Annotated in this window: 18 protein-coding genes; 11 read left to right on the top strand and 7 right to left on the bottom strand. The window is 62.0% G+C overall.

Translation table 11 applies throughout. From position 1 onward, the window contains the following. Window positions 1-80: 80 nt before the first annotated feature. Entirely contained in the window at window positions 81-1148 is a 1068-nt protein-coding gene (rluB, locus tag V6093_RS10765; RefSeq protein ID WP_003254539.1) for a 23S rRNA pseudouridine(2605) synthase RluB, read from the top strand. A gap of 638 nt (window positions 1149-1786) precedes the next feature. Beyond that, complete coding sequence (locus tag V6093_RS10760) at window positions 1787-3205, top strand: amino acid permease (protein WP_010955183.1); 1419 nt, start codon at window positions 1787-1789, stop codon at window positions 3203-3205. Window positions 3206-3619: 414 nt separating this feature from the next. Here V6093_RS10760 and V6093_RS10755 read toward each other — a convergent pair whose 3' ends face one another. Continuing rightward, window positions 3620-4504 (bottom strand): LysR substrate-binding domain-containing protein, encoded by an 885-nt coding sequence (locus V6093_RS10755; RefSeq protein WP_003254537.1) that lies wholly within the window; start codon window positions 4502-4504, stop codon window positions 3620-3622. Between the two features lie 152 nt (window positions 4505-4656). Here V6093_RS10755 and V6093_RS10750 point away from each other — a divergent pair, with 152 nt between their 5' ends. Continuing rightward, on the top strand, window positions 4657-7677 hold the full coding sequence (locus V6093_RS10750; RefSeq protein WP_004575994.1) for an FAD-binding and (Fe-S)-binding domain-containing protein: 3021 nt from the start codon (window positions 4657-4659) through the stop codon (window positions 7675-7677). Between the two features lie 132 nt (window positions 7678-7809). Here V6093_RS10750 and V6093_RS10745 read toward each other — a convergent pair whose 3' ends face one another. From V6093_RS10745 to phhA, 5 genes are all read right to left on the bottom strand, one after another. Beyond that, window positions 7810-9012 carry an MFS transporter gene (locus V6093_RS10745; protein WP_003254535.1) on the bottom strand — a complete coding sequence of 401 codons (1203 nt, stop codon included), beginning with the start codon at window positions 9010-9012 and terminating at the stop codon, window positions 7810-7812. 90 nt (window positions 9013-9102) lie between these two features. Next, window positions 9103-13302 (bottom strand): deaminase domain-containing protein, encoded by a 4200-nt coding sequence (locus V6093_RS10740; RefSeq protein WP_406669790.1) that lies wholly within the window; start codon window positions 13300-13302, stop codon window positions 9103-9105. A gap of 157 nt (window positions 13303-13459) precedes the next feature. Next, on the bottom strand, window positions 13460-13588 hold the full coding sequence (locus tag V6093_RS10735; protein WP_003254533.1) for a hypothetical protein: 129 nt from the start codon (window positions 13586-13588) through the stop codon (window positions 13460-13462). Between the two features lie 189 nt (window positions 13589-13777). Beyond that, complete coding sequence (locus tag V6093_RS10730; protein ID WP_003254532.1) at window positions 13778-14134, bottom strand: 4a-hydroxytetrahydrobiopterin dehydratase; 357 nt, start codon at window positions 14132-14134, stop codon at window positions 13778-13780. Window positions 14135-14173: 39 nt separating this feature from the next. Then, window positions 14174-14962, bottom strand: a complete 789-nt coding sequence (phhA, locus tag V6093_RS10725; RefSeq protein ID WP_003254528.1) for a phenylalanine 4-monooxygenase — start codon at window positions 14960-14962, stop codon at window positions 14174-14176. Window positions 14963-15219: 257 nt separating this feature from the next. Between phhA and V6093_RS10720 the strand changes: the two genes are divergently transcribed. After that, window positions 15220-16779, top strand: coding sequence for a sigma-54-dependent transcriptional regulator (locus V6093_RS10720; protein ID WP_012051576.1), 1560 nt, complete (start codon window positions 15220-15222; stop codon window positions 16777-16779). Window positions 16780-16931: 152 nt separating this feature from the next. On the opposite strand, the gene V6093_RS10715 is transcribed toward V6093_RS10720, so the two are convergent. After that, entirely contained in the window at window positions 16932-17186 is a 255-nt protein-coding gene (locus V6093_RS10715) for a DUF2790 domain-containing protein (protein ID WP_003254526.1), read from the bottom strand. A gap of 397 nt (window positions 17187-17583) precedes the next feature. On the opposite strand from V6093_RS10715, the gene acs reads away from it, so the two are divergent. The 7 genes from acs (at window position 17584) to V6093_RS10680 (ending at window position 25954) form a co-directional block, all read left to right on the top strand. Beyond that, window positions 17584-19545 carry an acetate--CoA ligase gene (acs, locus tag V6093_RS10710; protein WP_003254525.1) on the top strand — a complete coding sequence of 654 codons (1962 nt, stop codon included), beginning with the start codon at window positions 17584-17586 and terminating at the stop codon, window positions 19543-19545. Between the two features lie 536 nt (window positions 19546-20081). Next, entirely contained in the window at window positions 20082-20867 is a 786-nt protein-coding gene (locus V6093_RS10705; RefSeq protein ID WP_003254524.1) for an ABC transporter substrate-binding protein, read from the top strand. An 88-nt stretch (window positions 20868-20955) separates the two neighbouring features. Beyond that, window positions 20956-21645, top strand: coding sequence for an ABC transporter permease (locus tag V6093_RS10700; protein ID WP_014861201.1), 690 nt, complete (start codon window positions 20956-20958; stop codon window positions 21643-21645). After that, complete coding sequence (locus V6093_RS10695) at window positions 21642-22340, top strand: ABC transporter permease (RefSeq protein ID WP_003254520.1); 699 nt, start codon at window positions 21642-21644, stop codon at window positions 22338-22340. The genes V6093_RS10700 and V6093_RS10695 overlap by 4 nt, the downstream gene beginning before the upstream one ends. Before the next feature lie 22 nt (window positions 22341-22362). After that, window positions 22363-23127, top strand: a complete 765-nt coding sequence (locus tag V6093_RS10690) for an ABC transporter ATP-binding protein (RefSeq protein ID WP_003254518.1) — start codon at window positions 22363-22365, stop codon at window positions 23125-23127. Window positions 23128-23225: 98 nt separating this feature from the next. Continuing rightward, window positions 23226-24206: a transcriptional regulator ArgR gene (gene argR / locus V6093_RS10685; RefSeq protein WP_004576734.1), complete on the top strand. Its 981-nt coding sequence runs from the start codon at window positions 23226-23228 to the stop codon at window positions 24204-24206. A gap of 527 nt (window positions 24207-24733) precedes the next feature. After that, window positions 24734-25954 carry an aspartate aminotransferase family protein gene (locus V6093_RS10680; protein ID WP_003254516.1) on the top strand — a complete coding sequence of 407 codons (1221 nt, stop codon included), beginning with the start codon at window positions 24734-24736 and terminating at the stop codon, window positions 25952-25954. Window positions 25955-26055: the final 101 nt, after the last annotated feature.

Genomic DNA, 26055 nt, shown 5'->3' with positions numbered 1-26055 from the left:
TGAACCGCGTATGATGCGCGGCCTTTTGGCGCGTTCGTCGCCAGAAACCTGTTTTCATTCCTACACCGGGAGGTGCCCAGATGAGTGAGCAAGACCTGAAAGAAACCGAAATCACCCCGCCATCCGGCGAAAAGCTGCAGAAAGTGCTGGCGCGCATTGGCGTGGGCTCGCGGCGTGATGTCGAGGCCTGGATCAGCCAGGGTCGCATCAAGGTCAACGGCGTCGAGGCCACCCTTGGCCAGCGCGTAGACCTGCACGACGCCATCGCCGTGGACGGCAAGCTGATCAAGCGCGAGGAGGCCGCCGAGGCCACCCGCCGGGTGATCATGTACAACAAGCCCGACGGCGAAATCTGCACCCGTGACGACCCGGAAGGGCGCCCGACCGTGTTTGACCGTTTGCCACGGCCAAAAGAAGGCCGCTGGATCAACATCGGCCGCCTCGACATCAACACCACTGGCTTGCTGCTGTTCACCACCGACGGTGAGCTGGCCAACCGCCTCATGCACCCGTCCTATGAGATGGACCGTGAGTACGCGGTACGTGTGCGTGGTGAAGTCGACGACGAGATGATCGAGCGCCTGAAAGCCGGCGTAATGCTGGAAGACGGCCCGGCCAAGTTCACCGATATCCAGAAGGCACCGGGTGGCGAAGGCTTCAACCACTGGTACCACTGCGTGGTGATGGAAGGTCGTAACCGTGAGGTGCGTCGCCTGTGGGAATCCCAGGGCATGGTGGTCAGCCGCCTGAAGCGTGTGCGTTTCGGCCCGGTGTTCCTCAATTCGGACCTGCCGATGGGCCGCTGGCGCGAAATGACCCAGGGCGAAATCGACATCCTCGCCGCCGAAGTAGGCCTGCAGCCGGTCGCGCTGCCAGCCATGAAGCTCAAGGCCAAGGACAAGATGGAGCGCCTGCAGCGCAAGTCGACCCGCCCGCTGGGCCGTGGCGAACGCGTGCGCAACTTGCGCCCGGCCCACGAAGGTGCCGCTACTGGCGAACGGCCGGCGCGTCAGCCGCGTGAAGAAGCGCCGCGTAAACCCACCCGTGGCAGCACGGTGGCTGAGCGCCCGAGCGAGATGCGCAAGCGTCCGGGCAAGCCTGATGGCGACAAGCCGGCAGGCCGTGGTCGCGGCAAGCCGCGTGGCTGATAAGCCAGTGTGGTCATCAAGGAACCAGCCTTCGGGCTGGTTTTTTTATGCCTGCGCGAATGTGGACCAAGCCCAAGATATTGAACAAAAAGAATTTTTCGGACGACTGGCAAGTTCTTGAACCGCCTTGTAAAGAAATCTGTACGAATGTGGCCGTTTTCAGTCCGCATTTCAGATCAAGCCCGATCGTGTAAACAAACCTTGCCGGCGCCCCTGTGCCAAAGCCGTCGCCATGGCGCCAGCCACCCTTGCCCAAACCCCCGTCCCCACGGTGTTATAGCCGCCATTGCCTTGTGCAGGAGCCCGTCCAAAGAGCCGGGCTGACAAAACAACAAATGGAGGCGCCATGTACGCCGATCACTTCGCCTTTGAAGGCCTGAACCACAGGAACGCTGCGTTTTTTCCCGAGGAAACGATGCAACGCGTTGACGCCTGCGCGTTTGCAGGGGTATACAGTGCGCCGCGTTTTACCTGTGACCCTCTTGCGTACCGCGCACTCTTGATCACGCCTGGTTGACCTGCTCCGGCGGCACCTGAGGTCAAGAAACCCAAGGTAACCACCTTGCCCATTCCGCTGCGCCACGAGCGCGGTGGGTCCGATTCCGTCACAGATAAAAACAATGCAGGTGACTTCGTTCATGAGTGGACAAAACATGCATTCAGGCGAGCTAAAGCGGGGCCTGAAGAACCGCCATATCCAGTTGATCGCCCTCGGCGGTGCGATTGGTACCGGCCTGTTCCTCGGCTCGGCTGGCGTGATGAAATCCGCCGGCCCGTCGATGATTCTTGGCTACGCCATCTGCGGCTTCATCGCCTTCATGATCATGCGCCAGCTGGGTGAAATGATCGTCGAAGAGCCGGTGGCCGGCTCGTTCAGCCATTTCGCCCACACCTACTGGGGTGGTTTCGCCGGCTTCCTGTCGGGCTGGAACTGCTGGGTGCTGTATATCCTGGTGGGTATGTCGGAGCTTTCGGCGGTCGGCAAGTATGTTCACTACTGGTGGCCGGAGATCCCCACCTGGGTCACGGCGGCAGCCTTCTTCGTGCTGATCAACGCCATCAACCTGATGAACGTGAAGTTCTTCGGTGAAGCCGAATTCTGGTTCGCCATCATCAAAGTGGTCGCCATCGTCAGCATGATCGGCCTGGGTGCCTACCTGCTGACCAGCGGCAGCGGCGGCCCTGAAGCCACCGTGGCCAACCTGTGGACACACGGCGGCTTCTTCCCCAACGGTGTCAGCGGGCTGGTAATGGCCTTGGCTTTCATCATGTTTTCCTTTGGTGGCCTGGAAATGCTCGGTTTCACCGCCGCCGAGGCCGACAAGCCAAAGACCGTGATCCCCAAAGCGATCAATCAGGTCATCTACCGCATCCTGATTTTCTATGTCGGTGCGTTGGTGGTGCTGCTGTCGCTGACCCCGTGGGACAACCTGGTCGCCAGCATCGACGCCTCGGGTGGCAGCTACGGCAGCAGCCCGTTCGTGCAAGTGTTCTCGCTGCTGGGCAGTGACGTGGCTGCCAACCTGCTGAACTTCGTGGTGCTGACTGCGGCGCTGTCGGTGTACAACAGCGGCACCTACTGCAACGCCCGCATGCTGCTGGGTATGGCCGAGCAGGGCGATGCCCCGGCGTCGCTGGCCAAGGTCGACAAGCGGGGCGTGCCAGTGCGTTCGATCCTGGTGTCGGCTGCCGTGACCTTCGTCGCCGTGCTGCTGAACTACCTGATGCCGCAAAACGCGCTGGAACTGCTGATGTCGCTGGTCGTGGCCACCCTGGTGATCAACTGGGCGATGATCAGCTACTCGCACCTGAAGTTCCGTCAGCACCTCGACCGTACCGGCCAGAAGCCGCTGTTCAAGGCACTGTGGTACCCGTACGGCAACTATGTGGTGCTGGCTTTCGTGGTGCTGATTCTGGGCATCATGCTGATGATCCCGGGCATCCAGGTGTCGGTGTATGCGATCCCGGTGTGGCTGCTCGCGATGTTGGTGGTGTACATGGTCAAGTCGCGTCGCCAGGTGAATGCGGGCGGTGCTGTTGAGACTGTGGCCAAGTAAGGCGCCATAAGCGGTATGCGAAAACCCGGAGTCAGGTGGCTGGCTTCGGGTTTTTGTTGTCTGTACGGGCCCTTTCGCGGGTGAACCCGCTCCTACAACGACCTGGTATGCCTGAGGCTTGCGTAACCCTTGTAGGCGCGGGTTTACCCGCGAATACGGTAGCGGCGGCAACGGTGAGCGGCAGGTGAAGATTGGCCAGCGGGCCGGCCCTTTCGCGGGTGAACCCGCTCCTACAACGACCTGGTATGCCTGAGGTTTGCGTAACCCTTGTAGGAGCGGGTTTACCCGCGAATACGGTAGCGGCGGCAACGGTGAGCGGCAGGTGAAGATTGGCCAGCAGGCCCGGCCCTTTCGCGGGTGAACCCGCTCCTACAGGTGCAGCGTTGCCCTCAGGTCAGGTGATCCCGCCAACAATCAGATCTGCTCCAGCAACCACCCCCTGAATGCCCGCAGCGACGGCAGTGCCTCATTCCTCGGCGGGTAGATCAGGTAATAACTACGCTGGCTGGCAAACGCCACACCCGGGCTGTACAGCTCGCCCTTGGCCAGTTCCTCCTCCACCAATATGCGCGGCACCAGCCCGATCCCGATCCCGGCACGTACCGCCTGGATCAGGTGCGAGGTCAGCTCGAAACTCGGCCCCAGCCGCATCGCCCGATGCGGCAAGCCATGATGGGAAAACCACTCGCCCCACGCATGCGGGTTGTTGGCCACATTCAGCAGCACCTCTTCACTGATCCGCGCCGGGCTCCAGCCTTGGCTGCCGACGCCGGCCTCCGGCGGCAAGATCACCACCAGCTCCTCGGCATGCAGGCGATGGCAGACAAGCCCCGGCAAGTCGTGGCTGGCCACGCCGATGGCGGCATCGATTTCGCTGGTGTCGAAGTTGATGGTTTCAATGCGTGAATGAATGTGCACCAGCATGCCTGGGTGAGCGCTGTAGAACGCATGCAGCCTCGGCAACAGCCATTTTGAACCGAAGGTTGGCAGGGTAGCCAGGCGCAAGGTGCCTACCCCCGACTGATAGGCCAGTGCCTGCAAGGTGGCGCTGCGGATGCGCCCCAGTGCCTCGCTCAGCTCGCGCTGGTACAGGCGGCCGACATCGGTCAGCTGCACCTGGCGCCCCTCGCGGCGGAACAGGGTCAGGCCCAACTGCTGCTCCAAGGCTTGCACCTGGCGGCTGACCGCGCTTTGGGTCAGCGACAGTTCGGCGGCGGCACGGGTGTAGCTTTCATGCCGGGCGGCGGCCTCGAAAGCCAGCAGCAGTGACATGGATGGGGTCAGGTGGCGGTAATTCATTCATAAAAGTCATTGATAGCGGCAGGATTATCCGTTTGCCCCTGACGCGAAACTACAGGAACATTGGCCTATACGTCATCCCTGCATGCCTCAACCCATGCCGGGGCGACAGGGATCCCGTGATTTAGCCAATATCAAGAGGCCATCCTTCGATGATCGCCCAGCTGTCCACCGTTGCACCGAGCGCCAATTACCCCGAATTCCTCGAAGCCCTGCGCAACAGCGGCTTCCGTGGCCAGATCAGTGCCGACTACGCAACCCGCACGGTACTGGCCACCGACAACTCGATCTACCAGCGCTTGCCGCAGGCGGCGGTGTTCCCGCTGGATGCCGACGATGTGGCGCGGGTCGCCACGCTGATGGGTGAACCGCGCTTCCAGCAGGTCAAGCTGACCCCCCGCGGTGGTGGCACCGGCACCAACGGCCAGTCGCTGACCGACGGTATCGTCGTCGACCTGTCGCGGCACATGAACAACATTCTCGAAATCAACGTGCAAGAGCGCTGGGTGCGGGTACAGGCCGGCACGGTCAAGGACCAGCTCAATGCTGCGCTCAAGCCGCACGGGCTGTTCTTCGCCCCTGAGCTGTCCACCTCCAACCGCGCCACGGTCGGCGGCATGATCAACACGGATGCCAGTGGCCAGGGCAGTTGCACCTACGGCAAAACCCGCGACCATGTGCTGGAGCTGCACAGCGTGCTGCTCGGTGGCGAACGCCTGCACAGCCTGCCGATCGACGATGCTGCGCTGGAGCAGGCCTGCGCCGCGCCGGGCCGGGTCGGCGAGGTGTACCGCATGGCCCGGGAAATTCAGGAAACCCAGGCCGAACTGATTGAAACCACCTTTCCCAAGCTCAACCGTTGCCTGACCGGCTACGACCTGGCGCACCTGCGCGACGAGCAGGGCCGCTTCAACCTCAACAGCGTGCTGTGCGGCGCCGAGGGCTCGCTGGGCTACGTGGTCGAAGCCAAGCTCAACGTGCTGCCGATTCCCAAATATGCGGTGCTGGTCAATGTACGCTACACCAGCTTCATGGATGCGCTGCGTGATGCCAACGCGCTGATGGCGCACAAGCCGCTGTCGATCGAGACGGTCGACTCCAAGGTGCTGATGCTGGCGATGAAGGACATCGTCTGGCACAGCGTTGCCGAGTATTTCCCGGCGGACCCCGAGCGCCCCACGCTGGGCATCAACCTGGTGGAGTTCTGCGGCGACGAGCCGGCCGAGGTCAACGCCAAGGTGCAGGCGTTCATCCAGCACCTGCAAAGCGACACCAGCGTCGAGCGCCTGGGCCACACCTTGGCCGAAGGCGCCGAGGCAGTCACCCGCGTCTATACCATGCGCAAGCGTTCGGTGGGCCTGCTGGGCAACGTCGAAGGCGAAGTGCGCCCGCAGCCGTTCGTGGAGGACACCGCGGTACCGCCAGAGCAGTTGGCCGACTACATCGCCGACTTCCGCGCACTGCTCGATGGCTACGGCCTGGCCTACGGCATGTTTGGCCACGTCGATGCCGGCGTGCTGCACGTGCGCCCGGCACTGGACATGAAAGACCCGGCGCAGGCCGCGCTGGTCAAGCCGATTTCCGACGCCGTTGCCGCGCTGACCAAGCGCTATGGCGGCCTGCTGTGGGGTGAGCACGGCAAGGGCCTGCGCTCGGAATACGTGCCCGAGTACTTCGGTGAGCTGTACCCGGCGTTGCAGCGCCTGAAGGGCGCCTTTGACCCGCACAACCAGCTCAACCCGGGCAAGATCTGCACGCCACTGGGAAGCGCCGAGGGCCTGACCCCGGTCGATGGCGTGACCCTGCGCGGCGACCTTGACCGTACCATTGACGAGCGCGTATGGCAGGACTTCCCCAGCGCCGTGCACTGCAACGGCAATGGCGCCTGTTACAACTATGACCCCAACGACGCCATGTGCCCGTCGTGGAAGGCTACCCGCGAACGCCAGCATTCGCCCAAGGGCCGCGCCTCGCTGATGCGCGAGTGGCTGCGCCTGCAGGGCGAGGCGAACATCGATGTGCTGGCTGCGGCGCGCAACAAGGTGTCGTGGCTCAAGGGCCTGCCGGCGCGTCTGCGCAACAACCGCGCGCGCAACCAGGGCCAGGAAGACTTCTCCCATGAAGTGTACGACGCCATGGCTGGCTGCCTGGCGTGCAAGTCGTGCGCCGGGCAGTGCCCGATCAAGGTCAATGTGCCGGACTTCCGCTCGCGCTTCCTCGAGCTGTACCACGGTCGCTACCAGCGCCCGCTGCGTGACTACCTGATCGGCTCGCTCGAGTTCACCATCCCCTACCTGGCGCACGCACCGGGGCTGTACAACGCGGTGATGGGTTCGAAGTGGGTGAGCCAACTGCTGGCCGACAAGGTGGGCATGGTCGACAGCCCGCTGATCAGCCGCTTCAACTTCCAGGCTACCCTGACCCGTTGCCGCGTTGGCATGGCCACGGTGCCGGCCCTGCGCGAGCTGACCCCGGCCCAGCGCGAGCGCAGCATCGTGCTGGTGCAGGACGCCTTCACCCGCTACTTCGAAACACCGCTGCTGTCGGCCTTCATCGACCTTGCCCACCGCCTGGGTCACCGGGTATTCCTGGCGCCGTACAGCGCCAACGGCAAGCCGTTGCACGTACAGGGTTTCCTTGGCGCGTTTGCCAAGGCAGCGATCCGCAACGCCACGCAGCTCAAGGCCCTGGCCGATTGCGGTGTGCCGCTGGTGGGGCTGGACCCGGCGATGACGCTGGTGTATCGCCAGGAGTATCAAAAAGTGCCAGGCCTGGAGGGTTGCCCGCAGGTGCTGCTGCCGCAGGAGTGGTTGATGGATGTGCTGCCCGAGCAGGCGCCTACCGCACCGGGCAGCTTCCGCCTGATGGCGCACTGCACCGAGAAGACCAACGTGCCGGCCAGCACCCGGCAGTGGGAGCAGGTGTTCGCCCGTCTGGGGTTGAAGCTGGTGACCGAGGCCACGGGTTGCTGCGGTATGTCCGGTACCTATGGGCACGAAGCTCGCAACCAGGAAACGTCTCGGACCATATTCGAGCAGAGCTGGGCGACCAAGCTGGACAAGGACGGGGAGCCGCTGGCGACCGGTTATTCGTGCCGTAGCCAGGTCAAGCGCATGACCGAGCGGAAGATGCGTCACCCGCTTGAGGTGGTGTTGCAGTACGCTCAGCGCTAAGTTTGAGGCCTTTTGGGGCTGCTTTGCAGCCCTTCGCGGGTGAACCCGCTCCTACGGGGGGATCGTGCACGCCAGGCTGGCGCGTCAACCCTGCAGGGGCGGGGTGGGCCGCGAAGAGGCCGGCACCGGCTTTCAGGCTGCTGTTGTACGGTCCCTGTCCCGACGCCCCTGGCGGTACAAATAGAGGCTCAATACCAACCCACACGCTGCCGCAGCCGCCGCGAACAGAAACATCGAAGCGAAGCCGAACCCCGCCGCCACCGCACCGACCAATGGCCCGGTCACCCCCAGTGACAAGTCGATGAACAGCGAATACGCCCCCACCGCTGCCCCGCGGTTAGCTGCCGACACTTGGTTCACCGCCTCCACGCCCAATGCCGGAAACACCAGCGAGAAACCAAACCCACTCAGTGCAGCCCCCGCCAAGGCCAGTTCGGCGTTGGGTGCCAGCCACAGCATCAACAGCCCAAGCGTTTCCACCGACAGGCAGGCGATCGCCACCCTGAAGCCACCGATGCGATTGATCAGGTTGCCAAAGAGCAGCCGTGCGCTGATGAAACTGGCGCCGAACAGGCTCAGGGTCAGCGCCGCATTGGCCCAGCCACGGCTTGCGTAGTAAAGGGTGATGAAGGTGGCGATGGTGCCAAAGCCGATCGAGCCCAGGGCAAGCCCCGAGCCATGCGGAAATACCTTGCCCAGCACCCGCAGGAACGGCAGGCGTACACCGCTGACGATGGGGGCGGCCTGCTTGGGCCAGGCCAGTAGCAAACCGAGTATGCACAGCAGGATGATGCTCACACCCATGCTCCACAGCCCGAGGCCTTTGACCATCAGCACGCCCAGTGGGGCGCCGATGGCCAGCGCACCGTAGCTGGCGATGCCGTTCCAGGAGATGACCTTGGCCGTGTTTGCGGCACCCACCCGGCCAATGCCCCAGCCGATCGCACCCGAGCCTACCAGGCTTTCGGCGCTGCCCAGCACCAGGCGACCGACCAGCAGGCAAGCCAGGCTCAGCCAAGGTAGGTGAGTGAGGAAGGCGCAGGCCAGCATGAATACCCCGCTGAGCCCGCAGCCAGCCAGTCCGTACATGACCGCCTTCTTGCTGCCGTGGTTGTCGATGATGCGGCTGGCGCCAGGGCGGCTGAGCAGCGTCGCGAGGTACTGCACGCTGATCACCAGGCCGGCGACCACGGCACTGAAACCCAGGTCGTTGTGCACATAGCCGGGCAACACGGCCAAGGGGATGCCGATGTTCAGGTAGCCGATGAAGGTGAACAGGACGATGGAGACGACTTGCCCAGTGACGGCAAGGGATGTGGGACTGCGTGCTGGCATTGGGGATCCGTTGCTGCGGTAAGGATGGCAGTGTGTGCCGCCATCTTAACCACAGCAAGGGTGTTTGCGGGCGAAGCTGTCAGGCTGTAGTCAGTTGGTGTAATCGAGCATCCAGGTCACACTGAACTCGGCTTTCGGGTAATCCAGCCGCAAGCGCGGCAGGACGAAGCCGCCACAGGAGCGACAGGAGTCGAGCAGTGTGAAGACATCGATACGCTCGACCTCGGTGTGGCGGTGAAGCAGTCTGCGGTTCAGCGCGCTGGCGATGTGTCGTTCGGCATCGAGATGCCGCTTATGGACGCGCGTCCACAGGAAATCTGCGCGCCGCAGGATTGGCAGCTCGGTAAACCGCGGGTCTGGTGGGAAAAACTGGTTAACCTGGCGTGCATCGACGTAGTCCACGGCCGGTGTGAGGCGGGGCGTCGGGATGATATGCAATGCGCGCCGGCCAGGGCTGCCTGATAGGGCGAAGAACACCACGCGGCTATGGTCCCTTAGCGTGACACTGGCAAAGGCCAGGTTGACTGGATACAGGTGCTGACGCAAGGCGGCCATCGCGTTGTCGTCCAGCGACTGTGCACCTGCTGTCGGTGTGTAAGGGTGAGTGGCGCCGCGCGCGGGTAGCAGATCGTCCAGTATGCCTAGCATGTGTTGGCGGTCTGCGGCGCTGGTGCCGTGGAATTGCCTCCAGATCGGGATTATCTCCCGGTTCAATGCTGCGATGCCGCGACTGGCGGGGCCCGCCAAAGCGTCCTGGGCCGCGCTCTGCGTGAGGATGTTGCGCGCGTATTCCGGGAGCAGGCGCGACTCCATGGCTTCGATGAACTGCAGGAATCGCGAGGGGTGGCGGAGTTGCCATGTTCGCCCTTGTTCTATCCAGTCGCGCAGCAATCTGACCACGTTATCGACATCGCGCTGCAGGTTGGGGCGTTCGGCGACGATGCGGTAGGTTTCGCTGATTTCCAGGTACCGCTCGATGGCCTCGTGGTCGGTGATTCTCTCGAACCTGCGACGCAGCCCTCTGGGCGGATGTGGCAGCGAAGCTGGCAGTGCCGGGGCATCCAGCAGCCTTGTCTGCCATGCCCAGGGCTGATGGGGGGCGCCATAAAAAATCCCCAGATCGGCCTCGACGATCAACCACTGCTCACCGCGCCAGTCGATCAATGCGCCGCGCAGGGTGCGGCGGTCGGGGATGGTCCGTGCCAGCCCGCCCAGGCGCACGGGAGGGCAGTAGTCGGTAATCTGCCTGACTTGCTCGATCGGCATGTCCGCAGGCAAGCCAAAGCGTAGTTCAGGCGATGGGTCGACCACGATGCGCCTGTGGTACACGGGAGGCGAGATGACGCCAAGGCGTAACTGGGTTTCTTCGACGGGCAAGGCTTTCAATCGCCTGGGGTGATTAGGGGCGTGTACGACGACCTTGCCCTCGCGCACCATGACCTGCGCCCAGATGTCGAAGCGTGTGTGCTGGGGGCGATAACGAATCGGTACCGGCTCGATCCGCACGGTTTGGAAGGCGTGACTGACGTGTTGTCCGAATACGGGTGTGCCGGCGTCATTGGGCAAGGGCGAGAAGTTCAGGGCCATTTGCGCTTCGCCGCCGGTGTAAGGCGGCGGCACCTCGGTGGGTGGCTGGCCGAGTAGCGGCTCATGCGCAACCCGACGTAGCAGCCCCGAGGTGTTCGGTGTTTGAAGGCGATAGGCGGCGCCATGAATGATTGCATCGACCGTGGCATTGTCGCGGGGGATCAGTGTGGCTGTTTCGGGTAGCTCGCGTGGCACCGGACCATGGCTGTCGGGTATCTGGTCAAGTAGCACGGCATCGGGCGTCTGGCCCGGCAGTACCCTTCGCTGCGTCATGAGTTCCCGGGATTCGGGGGCGACCGTCGTCAGTTCGGGCGCGCTGCGCCAGCGCTTGGGCGGGGTAAGGCGCTCGCTGAAGTCGGGCGTGACGGGGATGCTGCTCCAGCGTCGGGCGGCGCGCGCGGCGTTCAGGCGTGCGGTGTTGGCGCTTTGGCCCAGCACGCCGGGAAGCTTGGCCAATGGTTTGAAGGCCCGTCCACCAAGCGTGACTGCCGCGCCTTTCAGCGCGGCGATGTCCAGGACACAAGCCAGTGCATCGCTGCCATCCTCTGGGTTCAGGCAACTCAAGCCCGGTATCAGGTTGGAAAACAACCGTTGCAAGTAGCGCCCAGTGCTCACGGACTGGCGCCTGGCCAGGAATTGTTCATGCGGGGTAGCGCCTTTGCCCAGTGCATGCAAAGCATCCCGATTGCCCAAGGCGATATCGCTGGCGTAATGCCTGGCCAGTGAGTCGAGGCGATCTTGCGTGGGGGCGATGAGCACTTGTCGCAAGGCGGGAAAGTCGGCAGCGATCCACGGCAGTTGTGATTGGTTGTATTCGCTGTAGAGCAGCGTCAATTGCTCGGCCAGGCGCGTCGGCGCTGTGTGGGCAATGAAGTGCGCTTGCCAGTGCAGCCGTTCGGGGAACAGCTCGTAAAGCCAATCGCCCTCTGTGCCCGGGGCATGTACGACGAAACCCTGGGTGGCCGTCTGCATGTGCCAGTCCGCTCTGGGGCTGGAGCCGTACTCAGGTCGGTTATCGTGGCCCACGTAGATCGGCCAGGTCACGGCATAGGCGGTCCAGGGGCCATCACGCAGGCGGTCCTTGATATCTTCCGGCAGGTGGCTCAAGCAGCGGTGCAGGATAGCTTGATAGACGTTGGTGGCACGCTGTTCCCAAGCGCCGAAGGCCACTTCATACCAGGCGGTCACGTCCGGCAGGCGGGGATTGCTTCGGTAGCCTGCGCCATGGTCAAGGTACATCAGCAGGTGCACTTGGCCATCCGCGTTGCGCGACTCGGGCGCTATCCGGCTCTGGAGCAACTGACGACGCGCCTCCTCGAAGCGGTCCGGGAGATCATTGAGGCTTTCAACGTCCCTGACCGCCAGGTAGCGATGCAACGCCAATTGCCATTGCTGGTGCGACCAGGGCGGGGGGAGTTCGAATGATCCGCGCAAGGGGGCCCACACCGCCAGCGTCTTGCGCAGTGCTTCTTCGGGAGCTGGGTCATCCTCGTGCAGGGCCTGGCGCATGACCTGTTCTGCGTTGTCGAAGGTCATCGGTTGCTGGCGGGCGCTGAGTATCAGGGCTCCCTGGCGGATGCTGGCCCAGCGCAGGTCGGGTTCGAAGCTGAAATCGGCCGGGTAGCCACTGAGCAGTAGTTCGGGCGCGAAGCGGCGCATCAGCAGTTCGCCGGCCAGTTGCGCAATCGCCGGGGTGCAGGCGAGACGGATTTGCACACTGTTGATCAGGTCAAGGCGGATTTCCTCGACGGGGAGCGTGGCATTGTCCGGGCTGAACAGCTCGAAAGCCATGATCAGCCCCGGCTGGCGGTCATCGGGTGGGTACAACACGTCGATCAAGGTTTGTTCGGCCAAGGCCAAGTGATCGGAGCTGGCATCCCATTCTGCCGAGGCGGCCAGTTCGCCGGCCCATCGGGTGAACATGGACGAATGCAGCACGGCGTCGAGCGCTTGAGCGGCTGGCGCATTCAATGCCGGGCCTGGGAGAAACGCCTTTCCATTTTGATCAGGGGTTATGCCTGCCTCCCGTTCGCGGGCAGTGGGCGGGCGGTAACGCCTGCCTTGTGCATAGACTGTCGCACCGAGGGCGTTGAACAGGTGGACGGCAAGGTGAACACCGGCTGGAGGCTTCAGCAGGTGTCTGGCCAGTGTGGGGAGATCCAGGTAGTTGTCCAGCACCAGTGGACGGGAGGCCGATCGTGGGGGCTGAGGGGGAGTTGGCAAACTGGGGTACAGCAGCAAGGCGGCCGCTACGAAGCAGTCACGCTGGGTCAGGCACACCCGCCGAGCCCAGAGTGCCTGGGCAAGGCTGCAACTGGCATAGGGCCATGGATTGGGCAGGCCTTCGTTCAACCCGGCGATCAGTGAGGCATCGGTTGCCGTGATCACGATATGGGCCAGTTTTACCTGCAAGGTCGCCACCAGGTTCGCCTCTACTTGGCTGCCGGCGGGGCGTCGCAGGGTGCGGTTGAAGTGCTCACGCGCCGGTTCACGGGCGAAAGCTTCGGTCAGCTGCTGGTGCAGGTCATGATCGCTCAGGTCGACGGGGAACAGGTCTGTGAAGCCCAGTGCCTGGTTGAAATGTTCGCGCAGCGATGTGGCCAGGTCCATTGGACCGGACAGGTCGCTGTGCAGGCGCACGCTTTCGGCGTCCAGGGTGTCTATCCGGGCGAGTAGGTCGGCGGCGTCAGTGATGGATGACATGGCTCTGCCTCTTTGCGGTTGGAGGCACGAGTCTGTGTAGGGAAGGGGCGGGGCAGGTGGTAGTGGGTTGTTACAACGTTGATTTTAGACGGTGTGAAAACGTGATGACGGGGGTAGCCCGCAGGTCAGCCGTTTTCACACAGTCGGGGATGCGCAGTTATTCCTGGTCAGCGCTGGATTGATCGTCACCATCCTGCTCGGCGGCAGCTGCCGGTTCGGCGTGAACGGTCACGGATGGCTCTTCTGGGTTCAGGCTTGGGAAGGGAAGATTCGGGATTTCATGCATCTCGTCGTTCCTCGCAAGTGTGAGTGAAAAGTCTGCGCCAGGCGCGTTTGTGGCTTCAAAAAGCTGGGGCAGGATACACAAGTCTGGATGACAGTTTGGTTTTTTTCCCGGTCGTTTGTCGGTTTTGCGGGCGAACAGCGCACAGATGCCCCATGAAAAAAGGGGCCTCTGGCCCCTTCGTTCTGGTGATTACTTCCGGCCTTCAGCCGTTTCCGCCACCTTGTCAGTGCGTGCGCACATGATGAAGTCGTTGCGGTGCAGGCCTTTGATCGAGTGGCTCCACCAGGTCACGGTGACCTTGCCCCATTCAGTCAGCAGCCCTGGGTGGTGGCCTTCGGCCTCGGCGATTTCGCCCACGGCATTGGTGAATGCCAGGGCGTGCTTGAAGTTCTTGAACAGGAACACGCGCTCCAGCTCCATGTGGCCGTCACGTACTTCGATGTTCCAGTCCGGGATTTCGCGGATCAGCTCAGCCAGCTCTTCGTCGGTGACTTTCGGTGCGTCGGCGCGGCAGGCTTCGCAATGGGCTTGGTTCAAGGCATTCATGAGGTGTTTTCCGGTTCGAGTTGTTATCGGCAAGGTCGCTCAGGCAGCGACCTTGGGTGGAAATTTCGGTGCGTGCAGACCCAGCTGCATGGCTTTATGGACCATGCCCATGATGTCCTCGTGGGCCAGGTCGAACAGGCGCTTCATGTTCGGCAGCACGAAATACACCGGTTGCAGAATGTCGATGCGGTAGGGCGTACGCATGGCCTCGATCGGGTCGAAGGCTTGGTGCTCAGGCTCGTCAGACAGACTGTAGACGGTCTCTTTCGGCGACGAGAGGATGCCGCCACCATAGATTTTGCGGCCTTGCGCGGTTTCCATCAGGCCAAACTCGATGGTCATCCAGTACAAGCGCGCCAGGTACACACGTTGTTCCTTGGTCGCGGCGAGGCCGAGCTTGCCGTAGGTGTGGGTGAACTCGGCGAACCAGGGATTGGTCAGCAGCGGGCAGTGGCCGAAGATCTCGTGGAAAATATCCGGCTCTTGCAGGTAGTCCAGCTCTTCCGGGGTGCGGATGAAAGTGGCGACCGGAAAGCGCTTGCTGGCCAGCAATTCAAAGAAGGTCTGGAAGGGGATCAGCGCCGGTACCCGGGCAACCTGCCAGCCGGTGGTGGCACCCAGCACCTTGTTGATCTCGCCCAATTGCGGAATGCGGTCATGCGGCAATTTCAGCTGGTCGATGCCGTCCAGGTATTCCTGGCACGCACGGCCTTCGATCACTTTCAGCTGGCGGGTGATCAGGGTGTTCCACACCGCATGCTCTTGCTGCGGGTAATCGATAAAACCATGCGCATCGGGCTCGCGTGCCACGTATTGCGTCTGTTTCATGAGGCTCTCCTGGTGAGGGCTTTTCTTGTTATGTGCAGGACATGCCTAAAGGAATATCCCTTCGCCAGCGGTTTTGCACGGGGGTGGGCCTCGGCCGCGAAGGGTGCTGACGTGGGTTTTCGTAACGATAATTTTACAAAACTCGGCAAGTGTCGGAAAATTCGAGGCATCTGGTTGATAGAAACCCGGTTTTTGTCAGCTTATCTTTACGACTTTTCCGCGCGGTGTTGAAAAACATCAGCGCTTCGAGAGCCCTCATGCGTATCAAAGTCCATTGCCAGAACCGCATTGGCATCCTGCGCGACATCCTCAACCTGCTGGTGGAGTACGGCATCAACGTGCTGCGCGGTGAGGTTGGCGGTGACCATGGCAACGCCATCTACCTGCACTGCCCGAACCTGATCAACCTACAATTTCAGGCCCTGCGGCCGAAGTTCGAGGCGATTGCCGGGGTGTTCGGCGTAAAGCGTGTGGGCCTGATGCCCAGCGAACGCCGGCACATGGAGCTGAATGCGTTGCTGGGGGCGCTGGACTTCCCGGTGCTGTCGATCGACATGGGCGGCAGCATCGTTGCGGCCAACCGTGCTGCCGCGCAGTTGCTTGGCGTGCGGGTTGATGAGGTGCCGGGCATGCCGCTGGCGCGCTACGTAGAAGACTTCGATCTACCGGAGCTGGTGCGGGCCAACAAGTCGCGCATCAACGGCTTGCGCATCAAAGTCAAAGGCGATGTGTTCCTGGCCGATATCGCACCGCTGCAGTCCGAGCACGATGACAGCGAGGCGCTGGCCGGCGCGGTGCTTACCCTGCACCGCGCCGACCGAATCGGCGAGCGTATCTACAATGTGCGCAAGCAAGAGCTGCGTGGCTTCGACAGCATCTTCCAGAGCTCGCGGGTGATGGCTGCCGTGGTGCGTGAAGCGCGGCGCATGGCGCCGCTGGATGCACCGTTGCTGATCGAGGGCGAAACCGGTACGGGCAAGGAGTTGCTGGCGCGTGCCTGCCATTTGGCCAGTCCGCGTGGACAGTCGCCGCTGATGGCGCTCAACTGCGCCGGGTTGCCCGAGTCGATGGCCGAGACCGAGCTGTTCGGTTACGGCCCAGGGGCATTCGAAGGGGCACGGGCCGAAGGCAAGCTGGGGCTGCTGGAGTTGACTGCAGGCGGCACGCTGTTCCTTGATGGGGTAGGGGAGATGAGCCCGCGCTTGCAGGTAAAGCTGTTGCGCTTTCTGCAGGACGGCTGCTTCCGTCGGGTAGGTAGCGATGAAGAGGTCTACCTGGATGTGCGGGTGATTTGTGCAACCCAGGTGGATTTGTCCGAGTTGTGTGCCCGTGGTGAGTTTCGCCAGGACCTGTATCACCGGCTCAATGTACTGTCGCTGCACATTCCGCCTTTGCGCGAATGCATGGATGGTCTGGAGGGGTTGGTGCAGCATTTTCTCGATCAGGCCAGTCGACAGATTGGCTGCGCCATGCCGCGCCTGGCACCGGCGGCAATGGACAAACTTGGGCAGTACCACTGGCCAGGTAATGTAAGGCAGTTGGAAAACGTTTTGTTCCAGGCGGTTTCGTTATGTGACGGCGGCGTGGTTAAAAGCGAGCATATCCGCTTGCCGGATTATGGCGTGCGGCAACCGTTGGGTGAGTTTTCGCTGGAAGGGGATCTTTCGCAGATAGTAGGGCGCTTTGAAAAGGCGGTGCTGGAAAGTTTGATAGGTGAGTTTCCCAGTAGTCGGGCCTTGGGCAAAAGACTGGGTGTTTCGCACACGACAATTGCCAACAAGTTGAGGGATTACTCGCTTAACAAGTCGGCGGATTAGTTGTTGGGCAAAGAACCTGGGACTGCGTTGCAGTCCTTTCGCGACACAAAGCCGCTCCCACAGGTAATACGCTGTGCTCTGGCTGAGCGCATTACCTGTGGGAGCGGCCTTGTGTCGCGATAGGGGCCCGCAGGGCCCCCGATTCCAAGGTATCAGCCGTTAGAGCAGCCGTTCCCCATCACGCGGTATTCGAGAATGTGCTTCTGGCCCTGGGAGTCCTCGTAGGTCATGCGGGCGGGCACGACTTCGCACACATTGGGCACTTCGCTCATGGAAATGACGCGAGCAATGTCCAGGTGCTGCGAGTAACTGTACTGTTCAACCGGAATCTGCTCGGCATCTTTGGCTTCGCCGGCCATTGCCGCGCCGCAAAGACTGCCAAGTACCAATACCAGTAAAGCTTTCATTTTCTATTTACCTGTCTAAGGTCGTGAGGGGGCACGCGGCGCTTATGGCGCCGCGAGTACAGCGAGTGTTAACTATCGGGATTAGAGGGGGATTAACGTTTGCCTTCGTGGGGGCTGTTACCAGTTGTTAATCGCCTTGCCGTTGCTGGCGAGGTGAATTTTATGGCGGTGGCCAATGCTGAAACAGTGGGTGTTTTGATAAAGTGTTTTGACAGAATCTGTAACAATCCTGTGGCAAACCCCTCGTTTTTTCGTCGGCAAGGCTGTAATGCCCGCGCCAGAGCGTTTTGCCGGAACGGGTGTACCAAATTACTACCAACGTCGAATGGCTTTTGTCGCTCTGGTACAGTTACAAACGGTTCCATACAAAAACAACTATTACACCGAGGTAACACAGATGAGTGCGGCTCCACTGTATCCCGTTCGTCCCGAGGTTGCGGCCACTACCCTGACCGACGAGGCCACCTACAAGGCCATGTACCAGCAATCGGTGATCAACCCGGACGGCTTCTGGCGCGAGCAGGCCCAGCGTATCGACTGGATCAAGCCGTTCACCAAGGTCAAGCAGACCTCCTTCGACGACCACCATGTCGATATCAAATGGTTCGCCGACGGCACTCTGAACGTTTCCTCCAACTGCCTGGACCGCCACCTTGAAGAGCGCGGTGACCAGTTGGCCATCATCTGGGAAGGTGACGACCCTTCCGAGCACCGCAACATCACTTACCGCGAGTTGCACGAGCAGGTCTGCAAGTTCGCCAACGCCCTGCGTGGCCAGGATGTGCACCGCGGTGACGTGGTCACCATCTATATGCCGATGATCCCCGAAGCGGTGGTCGCCATGCTGGCCTGTGCACGCATTGGTGCGATTCACTCGGTGGTGTTCGGCGGCTTCTCGCCCGAGGCGCTGGCTGGCCGTATCATCGACTGCAAGTCCAAGGTGGTGATCACGGCCGACGAAGGCGTGCGTGGTGGCCGCCGCACACCGCTCAAGGCCAACGTCGACCTGGCGCTGACCAACCCTGAAACCAGCAGCGTGCAGAAAATCATCGTGTGCAAGCGCACCGGTGGCGACATTGCCTGGCACCAGCACCGCGACATCTGGTACGAAGACCTGATGAAAGTCGCCTCCAGCCACTGCGCACCCAAGGAAATGGGCGCTGAAGAGGCGCTGTTCATCCTTTATACCTCCGGCTCCACCGGCAAGCCGAAGGGCGTGCTGCACACCACGGGCGGTTACCTGGTTTACGCCGCGCTGACCCATGAACGCGTATTCGATTACCGCCCGGGCGAGGTGTACTGGTGCACCGCCGACGTCGGTTGGGTCACAGGCCACAGCTATATCGTCTACGGCCCGCTGGCCAACGGCGCTACCACCTTGCTGTTCGAGGGCGTGCCGAACTACCCGGACATTACCCGCGTATCGAAGATCGTCGACAAGCACAAGGTCAACATCCTCTACACAGCGCCAACTGCCATTCGCGCCATGATGGCTGAAGGGCAGGCAGCTGTTGAGGGCGCCGACGGTTCAAGCCTGCGTCTGCTGGGGTCGGTGGGTGAGCCAATCAACCCTGAGGCCTGGAACTGGTACTACAAGACCGTCGGCAAGGAGCGTTGCCCGATCGTCGACACCTGGTGGCAGACCGAGACCGGCGGCATCCTGATCAGCCCGCTGCCTGGCGCCACCGGCCTCAAGCCGGGTTCGGCAACCCGTCCGTTCTTCGGTGTGGTACCTGCCCTGGTCGATAACCTGGGCAACCTGATCGACGGTGCTGCCGAAGGCAACCTGGTAATCCTCGACTCCTGGCCGGGTCAGTCGCGTTCGCTGTACGGCGACCATGACCGCTTCGTCGACACCTACTTCAAGACCTTCCGTGGCATGTATTTCACCGGCGACGGTGCGCGCCGCGACGAGGACGGCTACTACTGGATCACCGGCCGTGTGGATGACGTGCTCAACGTGTCCGGCCACCGCATGGGTACTGCCGAGATCGAAAGCGCCATGGTTGCGCATTCGAAGGTTGCCGAGGCCGCAGTGGTTGGCGTGCCGCATGACATCAAAGGGCAGGGCATTTATGTGTATGTCACCCTCAATGCCGGCATCGAGGCCAGCGAGCAATTGCGCCTGGAGCTGAAGAACTGGGTACGCAAGGAGATTGGCCCGATTGCCTCGCCGGATGTGATCCAGTGGGCGCCAGGGCTGCCGAAGACCCGCTCGGGCAAGATCATGCGCCGCATCCTGCGCAAGATTGCGACCGGTGAATACGACGCCCTGGGCGATATCTCGACCTTGGCCGACCCAGGTGTGGTGCAGCACCTGATCGATACCCACAAGGCGATGAACCTGGCTTCGGCCTAATTCCCTCCCCGGCAATACCCCCTGTAGGAGCGGGCTTGCCCGCGAATGCGTCAGTTCAGGCTAAGCTGTCTCCTGACCTCATGCATTCGCGGGCAAGCCCGCTATTGCATTGTTACCCGACAATCATCGGTTACTGTTCTGTCACCGGCCCCGCACAGGTTCGGGGCGCCAGGAAACAATTCCGGCCCGTTTCGGTGCATCGGGGACAGCATTTTGTGCATCAAGGCACGCTGCACTTGCCGTCGTACAAGGGTTTGCCAATAATAGGCCCAGGAATTGCTAGGTCTATAGGTTCTATTTCTTGCGCCATTGCATATTCTGCACTGGCTGTCAACATCGCCCGCGGCGGTTTCAAGCGCTTCTATAAGTAGTTGTCGCTTTGAAGAAATATCGACTACCGGGCTGTCGTTAAAATGCCACTCACTCGCTCGTGGTATGCGGCCTTGGTCGAACCCTGCGCGGCTCGCGTTGTACTCATTCGCATATCGGGCAGCCGTTACCTGCCTTGTATTGCCCCGTACCGATGGAGTTACCTGATGAAGAAGCTCGCACTGCTTGGCGCCCTGGCGCTGTCTGTGTTTTCCCTGGTGTCGCAGGCTGCTGAAAAACCGCTGAAAATCGGCATCGAAGCGGCCTACCCACCCTTCGCCTTCAAGCAACCTGACGGCAGCATTGCCGGCTTTGACTACGATATCGGCAACGCGCTGTGCGAAGAGATGAAAACCAAGTGTACCTGGGTCGAGCAGGAGTTCGACGGCCTGATCCCGGCGCTGAAAGTGCGCAAGATCGACGCCATCCTGTCGTCCATGTCGATCACCGATGACCGCAAGAAGTCGGTCGACTTCACCAAACGCTACTACCTGACTCCGGCGCGCCTGGTCATGAAGGACGGCACCACCGTCAGCGACAGCCTGGACGAACTGAAAGGCAAGAAGATCGGCGTGCAGCGCGGCTCCATTCACGACCGCTTCGCCAAGGAAGTGCTGGGCGCCAAAGGTGCCACCGTGGTGCCTTACGGCACCCAGAACGAAATCTACCTGGACGTCGCAGCTGGCCGCCTCGACGGCACCGTGGCTGACGCCACCCTGCTGGAAGACGGCTTCCTCAAGACTGACGCCGGCAAGGGCTTCGCGTTCGTAGGCCCGGCCTTCACCGACGCCAAGTACTTCGGTGACGGTATCGGTATTGCCGTACGCAAGGGTGACAAGGCCAATGTCGACCGCATCAACGCGGCGATCGACGCCATCCGTGCCAACGGCAAGTACAAAGAAATCGAAAGCAAGTACTTCAATTTCGACATCTACGGTCCAGACTCGAAGTAAGACGTCGGGTTTCACCTGTGCAATGGTGCAAACAGCAGAGGCTCTGAGGTTTGCACCATTTTTCATTCTCTAGGTCGAGGACCTCATCATGTTGAAAGGCTACGGGGCAGTCATCCTCGACGGGGCGTGGCTGACGCTACAGCTCGCCCTGTCGTCGATGGCCCTGGCCATCGTGCTCGGCCTGATCGGTGTGGCGCTGCGTTTGTCGCCAGTGCGCTGGCTGGCCTGGCTGGGCGATCTGTATTCCACGGTGATCCGTGGTATTCCGGACCTGGTCCTGATCCTGCTGATCTTCTACGGCGGGCAAGACATCATCAACCGGGTGGCGCCGCTGCTCGGCTATGAAGACTATATCGATCTGAATCCGCTGGTTGCGGGTATCGGTACCCTGGGCTTCATCTTTGGCGCCTACCTCTCGGAAACCTTCCGTGGGGCCTTCCTGGGCATTCCCAAAGGCCAGGCTGAGGCGGGCGTGGCGTATGGCATGAGCCCCCGCCAAGTGTTCTTCCGCATCCAGGTGCCGCAAATGATTCGCCTGGCCATTCCGGGCTTCACCAACAACTGGCTGGTGCTGACCAAGGCCACTGCGCTGATTTCGGTTGTCGGCCTGCAGGACATGATGTTCAAGGCCAAGCAGGCGGCTGACGCCACCCGCGAACCCTTCACCTTCTTCCTGGCAGTGGCGGCGCTGTACCTGGTGCTGACCAGTGTTTCGCTGCTGGCCCTGAAGTATCTGGAGCGCCGCTACTCGGTGGGCGTCAAGGTGGCTGAACTATGATCTTCGACTACAACGTCGTCTGGGAAGCGCTGCCGATGTACTTCGGCGGCCTGCTGACCACCCTGAAACTGCTGGCGATTTCGCTTTTCTTCGGCCTGTTGGCAGCCATTCCGCTGGGCCTGATGCGGGTATCCAGGCAGCCGGTGGTCAACCTTGCTGCATGGCTGTACACCTACGTCATCCGTGGCACGCCGATGCTGGTGCAGCTGTTCCTGATCTACTACGGCCTGGCCCAGTTCGAGGCGGTGCGCGAGAGTATCTTCTGGCCGCTGCTGTCCAGCGCTACCTTCTGCGCCTGCCTGGCGTTCGGCATCAATACCAGTGCCTATACCGCCGAAATCATTGCCGGCAGCCTCAAGGCGACGCCGCATGGCGAGATCGAAGCTGCCAAGGCCATGGGGATGTCGCGCATGAAAATGTACCGCCGCATCCTGCTGCCTTCGGCACTGCGTCGGGCACTGCCGCAGTACAGCAATGAAGTGATCATGATGCTGCAGACCACCAGCCTGGCGTCGATCGTCACCCTGATCGACATCACCGGTGCTGCGCGCACGGTCAATGCCCAGTACTACCTGCCTTTCGAGGCCTATATCACGGCGGGCGTGTTCTACCTGTGCCTGACCTTCATCCTGGTGCGCCTGTTCAAGATGGCCGAACGCCGCTGGCTCGGCTACCTGGCGCCGCGCAAGCACTGACCGCTTTGTGAGAATCGACAGCATGTACAAACTCGAAGTCCAAGACCTGCACAAGCGCTACGGCAGCCACGAAGTGCTCAAGGGCGTGTCGCTGGCGGCCAAGGCCGGCGACGTCATCAGCATCATCGGCTCCAGCGGTTCGGGCAAGTCGACCTTCCTGCGCTGCATCAACCTGCTGGAGCAGCCGCACGCCGGCAAGATCCTGCTCAACAACGAAGAGCTGAAGCTGGTGGCCGGCAAGGATGGTGCGTTGAAGGCCGCCGACCCGCGTCAATTGCAGCGTATGCGCTCACGCCTGTCGATGGTGTTCCAGCACTTCAACCTGTGGTCGCACATGACTGCGCTTGAGAACATCATCGAAGCGCCAGTGCACGTGCTGGGCGTGAACAAGAAGGAAGCCCTGGAAAAGGCCGAGCACTACCTGGCCAAGGTGGGGGTTGCCCATCGCAAGGATGCCTTCCCCGGGCATATGTCGGGGGGTGAGCAACAACGTGTGGCAATTGCCCGGGCATTGGCCATGGAGCCGGAGGTCATGCTGTTCGACGAGCCGACCTCGGCGCTCGACCCTGAGCTGGTGGGTGATGTGCTGAAGGTGATGCAGGCGCTGGCCCAGGAAGGTCGGACCATGGTGGTGGTGACCCACGAAATGGGCTTTGCCCGCGAGGTGTCCAACCAGCTGGTGTTTCTGCACAAAGGCCTGGTGGAAGAAACCGGCTGCCCGCGTGAAGTGCTGGCCAATCCGCAGTCGGAGCGCCTGCAGCAGTTCCTCTCCGGCAGCCTGAAGTAAAAGCTGCATTTTTGCACCAGAATAGGGCATGCTGCGCGGCGAGCGCAGCCTGACCCGGCGCACAGACTCGAACGACCTCAGGTTTCGGACCGTACCCTATGACCACCCAGCGAATCGGTTTTCTCATCTGGCCCAGCACCAGGCCTTTGACCCTGGCGTTGGCCGAGGAAGTGTTGCTGGTGGCGCAGCGTGTGCATCCGGATGTGGTCTACGAGTTGGTCTTCCTGCAGGCCGAGCCTGCGCAGGAAGGCGCCTGGCGGCTGCCGGGCGAGCCGTGGACCGGCCGCCTGGAGGGCTGCCACAAGCTCTTTCTGCTGGCCGACGAGCCGCCTGCGGCGATGGGGGCTGCCTTTTCAGCGGCGCTCAAGCAACTGGCGCGCAGTGGTTGCCTGATCGGTGGCTTGTCGGCCGGTGTGTATCCGCTGGCCATGCTGGGCCTGCTCGATGGGTACCGGGCAGCCGTGCACTGGCGCTGGCAGGATGACTTTGCCGAACGCTTCCCCAAGGTGATTGCCACCAGCCACCTGTTCGACTGGGATCGCGACCGACTGACCGCCTGCGGCGGTATGGCCGTGACCGACCTGCTGCTGGCGGTGCTGGCGCGCGATCACGGGGCGGAGCTGGCCGGGGCGGTATCGGAAGAGCTGGTGGTAGAACGCATCCGCGAGGGTGGCGAGCGCCAGCGTATTCCGCTGCAGAACCGCCTGGGCTCGAGTCACCCCAAGCTGACTCAGGCCGTGTTGCTGATGGAAGCCAACATCGAAGAGCCGCTGACCACCGACGAAATCGCCCAGCATGTGTGCGTGTCACGTCGGCAGTTGGAGCGTATCTTCAAGCAGTACCTGAACCGTGTGCCCAGCCAGTACTACCTGGAGTTGCGGTTGAACAAGGCGCGGCAGATGCTGATGCAGACCAGCAAGTCGATCATCCAGATCGGGCTGTCCTGTGGCTTCTCCTCGGGGCCGCATTTTTCCAGTGCCTACCGTAACTTCTTTGGTGCAACGCCGCGGGAAGACCGGAACCAGCGTCGCAGCAGCAGCCCGTTTGAATTGAGCTCGGCGCCGGCTGAAAAAGGCTGAGATTTCGGGTGGGTTCGGGGTGTATGCCTTGGGGGTGGTGTTGGGGTGCAAATCGAGCGCCGCCCACGCGGCGCTTCGCGGGTAAACCCGCTCCTACGTTTGTTTCGGGCCAGTTATGCCTGTGGCATTTGCGCGCGAACGCCTTGGCGCACACCTCGATATCCCGTCGAACAAACAAGGCGGTCGCGCGCGCCAGGCACAGGAGGGACTGGCCCGAAACAAACGTAGGAGCGGGTTTACCCGCGAAGCGCCGCGCGGGCGGCGCTCGATCTCCCCGCCAACACCTCAACATCGCCGTACATCCTGCCCCCTCACAAACCTGTGTGAACACCCGTTCACCCAGCCCCCTCTCTCCCGTACACTGCGCGATTGCGACAGTGTTTGTCGCATTGCCGAAAGCCTTGTCAAAACTGGGTTTTGCGCTGTAACAAGTTGTCGCTTGGCCGCAAGGACAGGCGCGGATCAGTCCTTACAATCCCCCCATCGCTCGCCACTTCCAGGCCAGCGTTCCTCTTCAGGAGACTCAGATGTCCGTTGAGCAAGCCCCGGTGCAACGTGCCGATTTCGACCAGGTGATGGTCCCCAACTATTCTCCGGCGGCCTTCATTCCTGTGCGAGGCGAGGGTTCCCGCGTCTGGGACCAGTCGGGTCGCGAGTTGATCGACTTTGCCGGCGGCATCGCGGTCAATGCCCTGGGCCACTGCCACCCGGCACTGGTCAAGGCCCTGACTGAACAGGCCAACACCCTCTGGCACGTCTCCAACGTGTTCACCAACGAGCCGGCCCTGCGCCTGGCCCACAAGCTGGTGGACGCCACCTTTGCCGACCGCGCGTTCTTCTGCAACTCCGGCGCCGAGTCCAACGAGGCCGCTTTCAAGCTGGCCCGTCGTGTGGCTCATGACCGCTTCGGTCCGCAAAAGCACGAAATCATCGCCACCGTGAACAGCTTCCACGGTCGCACCCTGTTTACCGTCAGCGTGGGTGGCCAGCCGAAGTACTCCGATGGCTTTGGCCCGAAGATCACCGGTATCAGCCATGTGCCGTACAACGACCTGGAAGCGTTGAAGGCACAGATTTCCGACAAGACCTGCGCCGTGGTGATCGAGCCGATCCAGGGCGAGAGCGGCGTGGTGCCGGCCGACAAGGCCTACCTGGAAGGCGCGCGCAAGCTGTGTGACGAGCACAATGCGCTGCTGATCTTCGACGAAGTGCAGACTGGCGTGGGCCGTACCGGCTCGCTGTATGCCTACCAGCACTACGGCGTGACCCCGGACATTCTGACCAGTGCCAAGAGCCTGGGCGGCGGCTTCCCGATTGGCGCCATGCTGACCACCACCGAGCTGGCCAAGCACCTGGCCGTTGGCACCCACGGCACCACCTATGGCGGCAACCCGCTGGGCTGCGCCGTTGCCTGCGCGGTGCTGGATGTGGTCAATACCCCGGAAACCCTGGCCGGTATCAAGGCTAAGCACGAGCGCTTCAAAACCCGCCTGGAACAGATCGGCCAGCAGTACAACCTGTTCAGCCAGGTGCGTGGCGTCGGCTTGCTGCTGGGCTGTGTCTTGACCGAGGCCTGGCAAGGCAAGGCCAAGGACGTGCTCAATGCTGCCGAGAAAGAAGGCGTGATGGTGCTGCAGGCCGGCCCGGACGTGGTCCGCTTCGCGCCAAGCCTGGTGGTTGAAGACGCTGACATCGACGAAGGCCTGGACCGCTTCGAACGCGCTGTGGCCACACTGACCAAAGGCTGATCCGCCAGCGGTCCTTTCGCCGGTCCCGGCGCAGCCTCAACCCGAGGCTACGCCGGGCCGGCGATACCCGATTCCAGTGCAGGTGCCTGGGTGCCTGCCGT

The sequence above is a fragment of the Pseudomonas putida group bacterium ESBL64 genome, assembly GCF_045277175.1.
In the GTDB taxonomy this organism is placed as follows: Bacteria; Pseudomonadota; Gammaproteobacteria; order Pseudomonadales; family Pseudomonadaceae; genus Aquipseudomonas; species Aquipseudomonas alloputida.
Note: the sequence above shows the minus strand (reverse complement) of the source record. Positions and strands in the feature narration are given on the sequence as shown.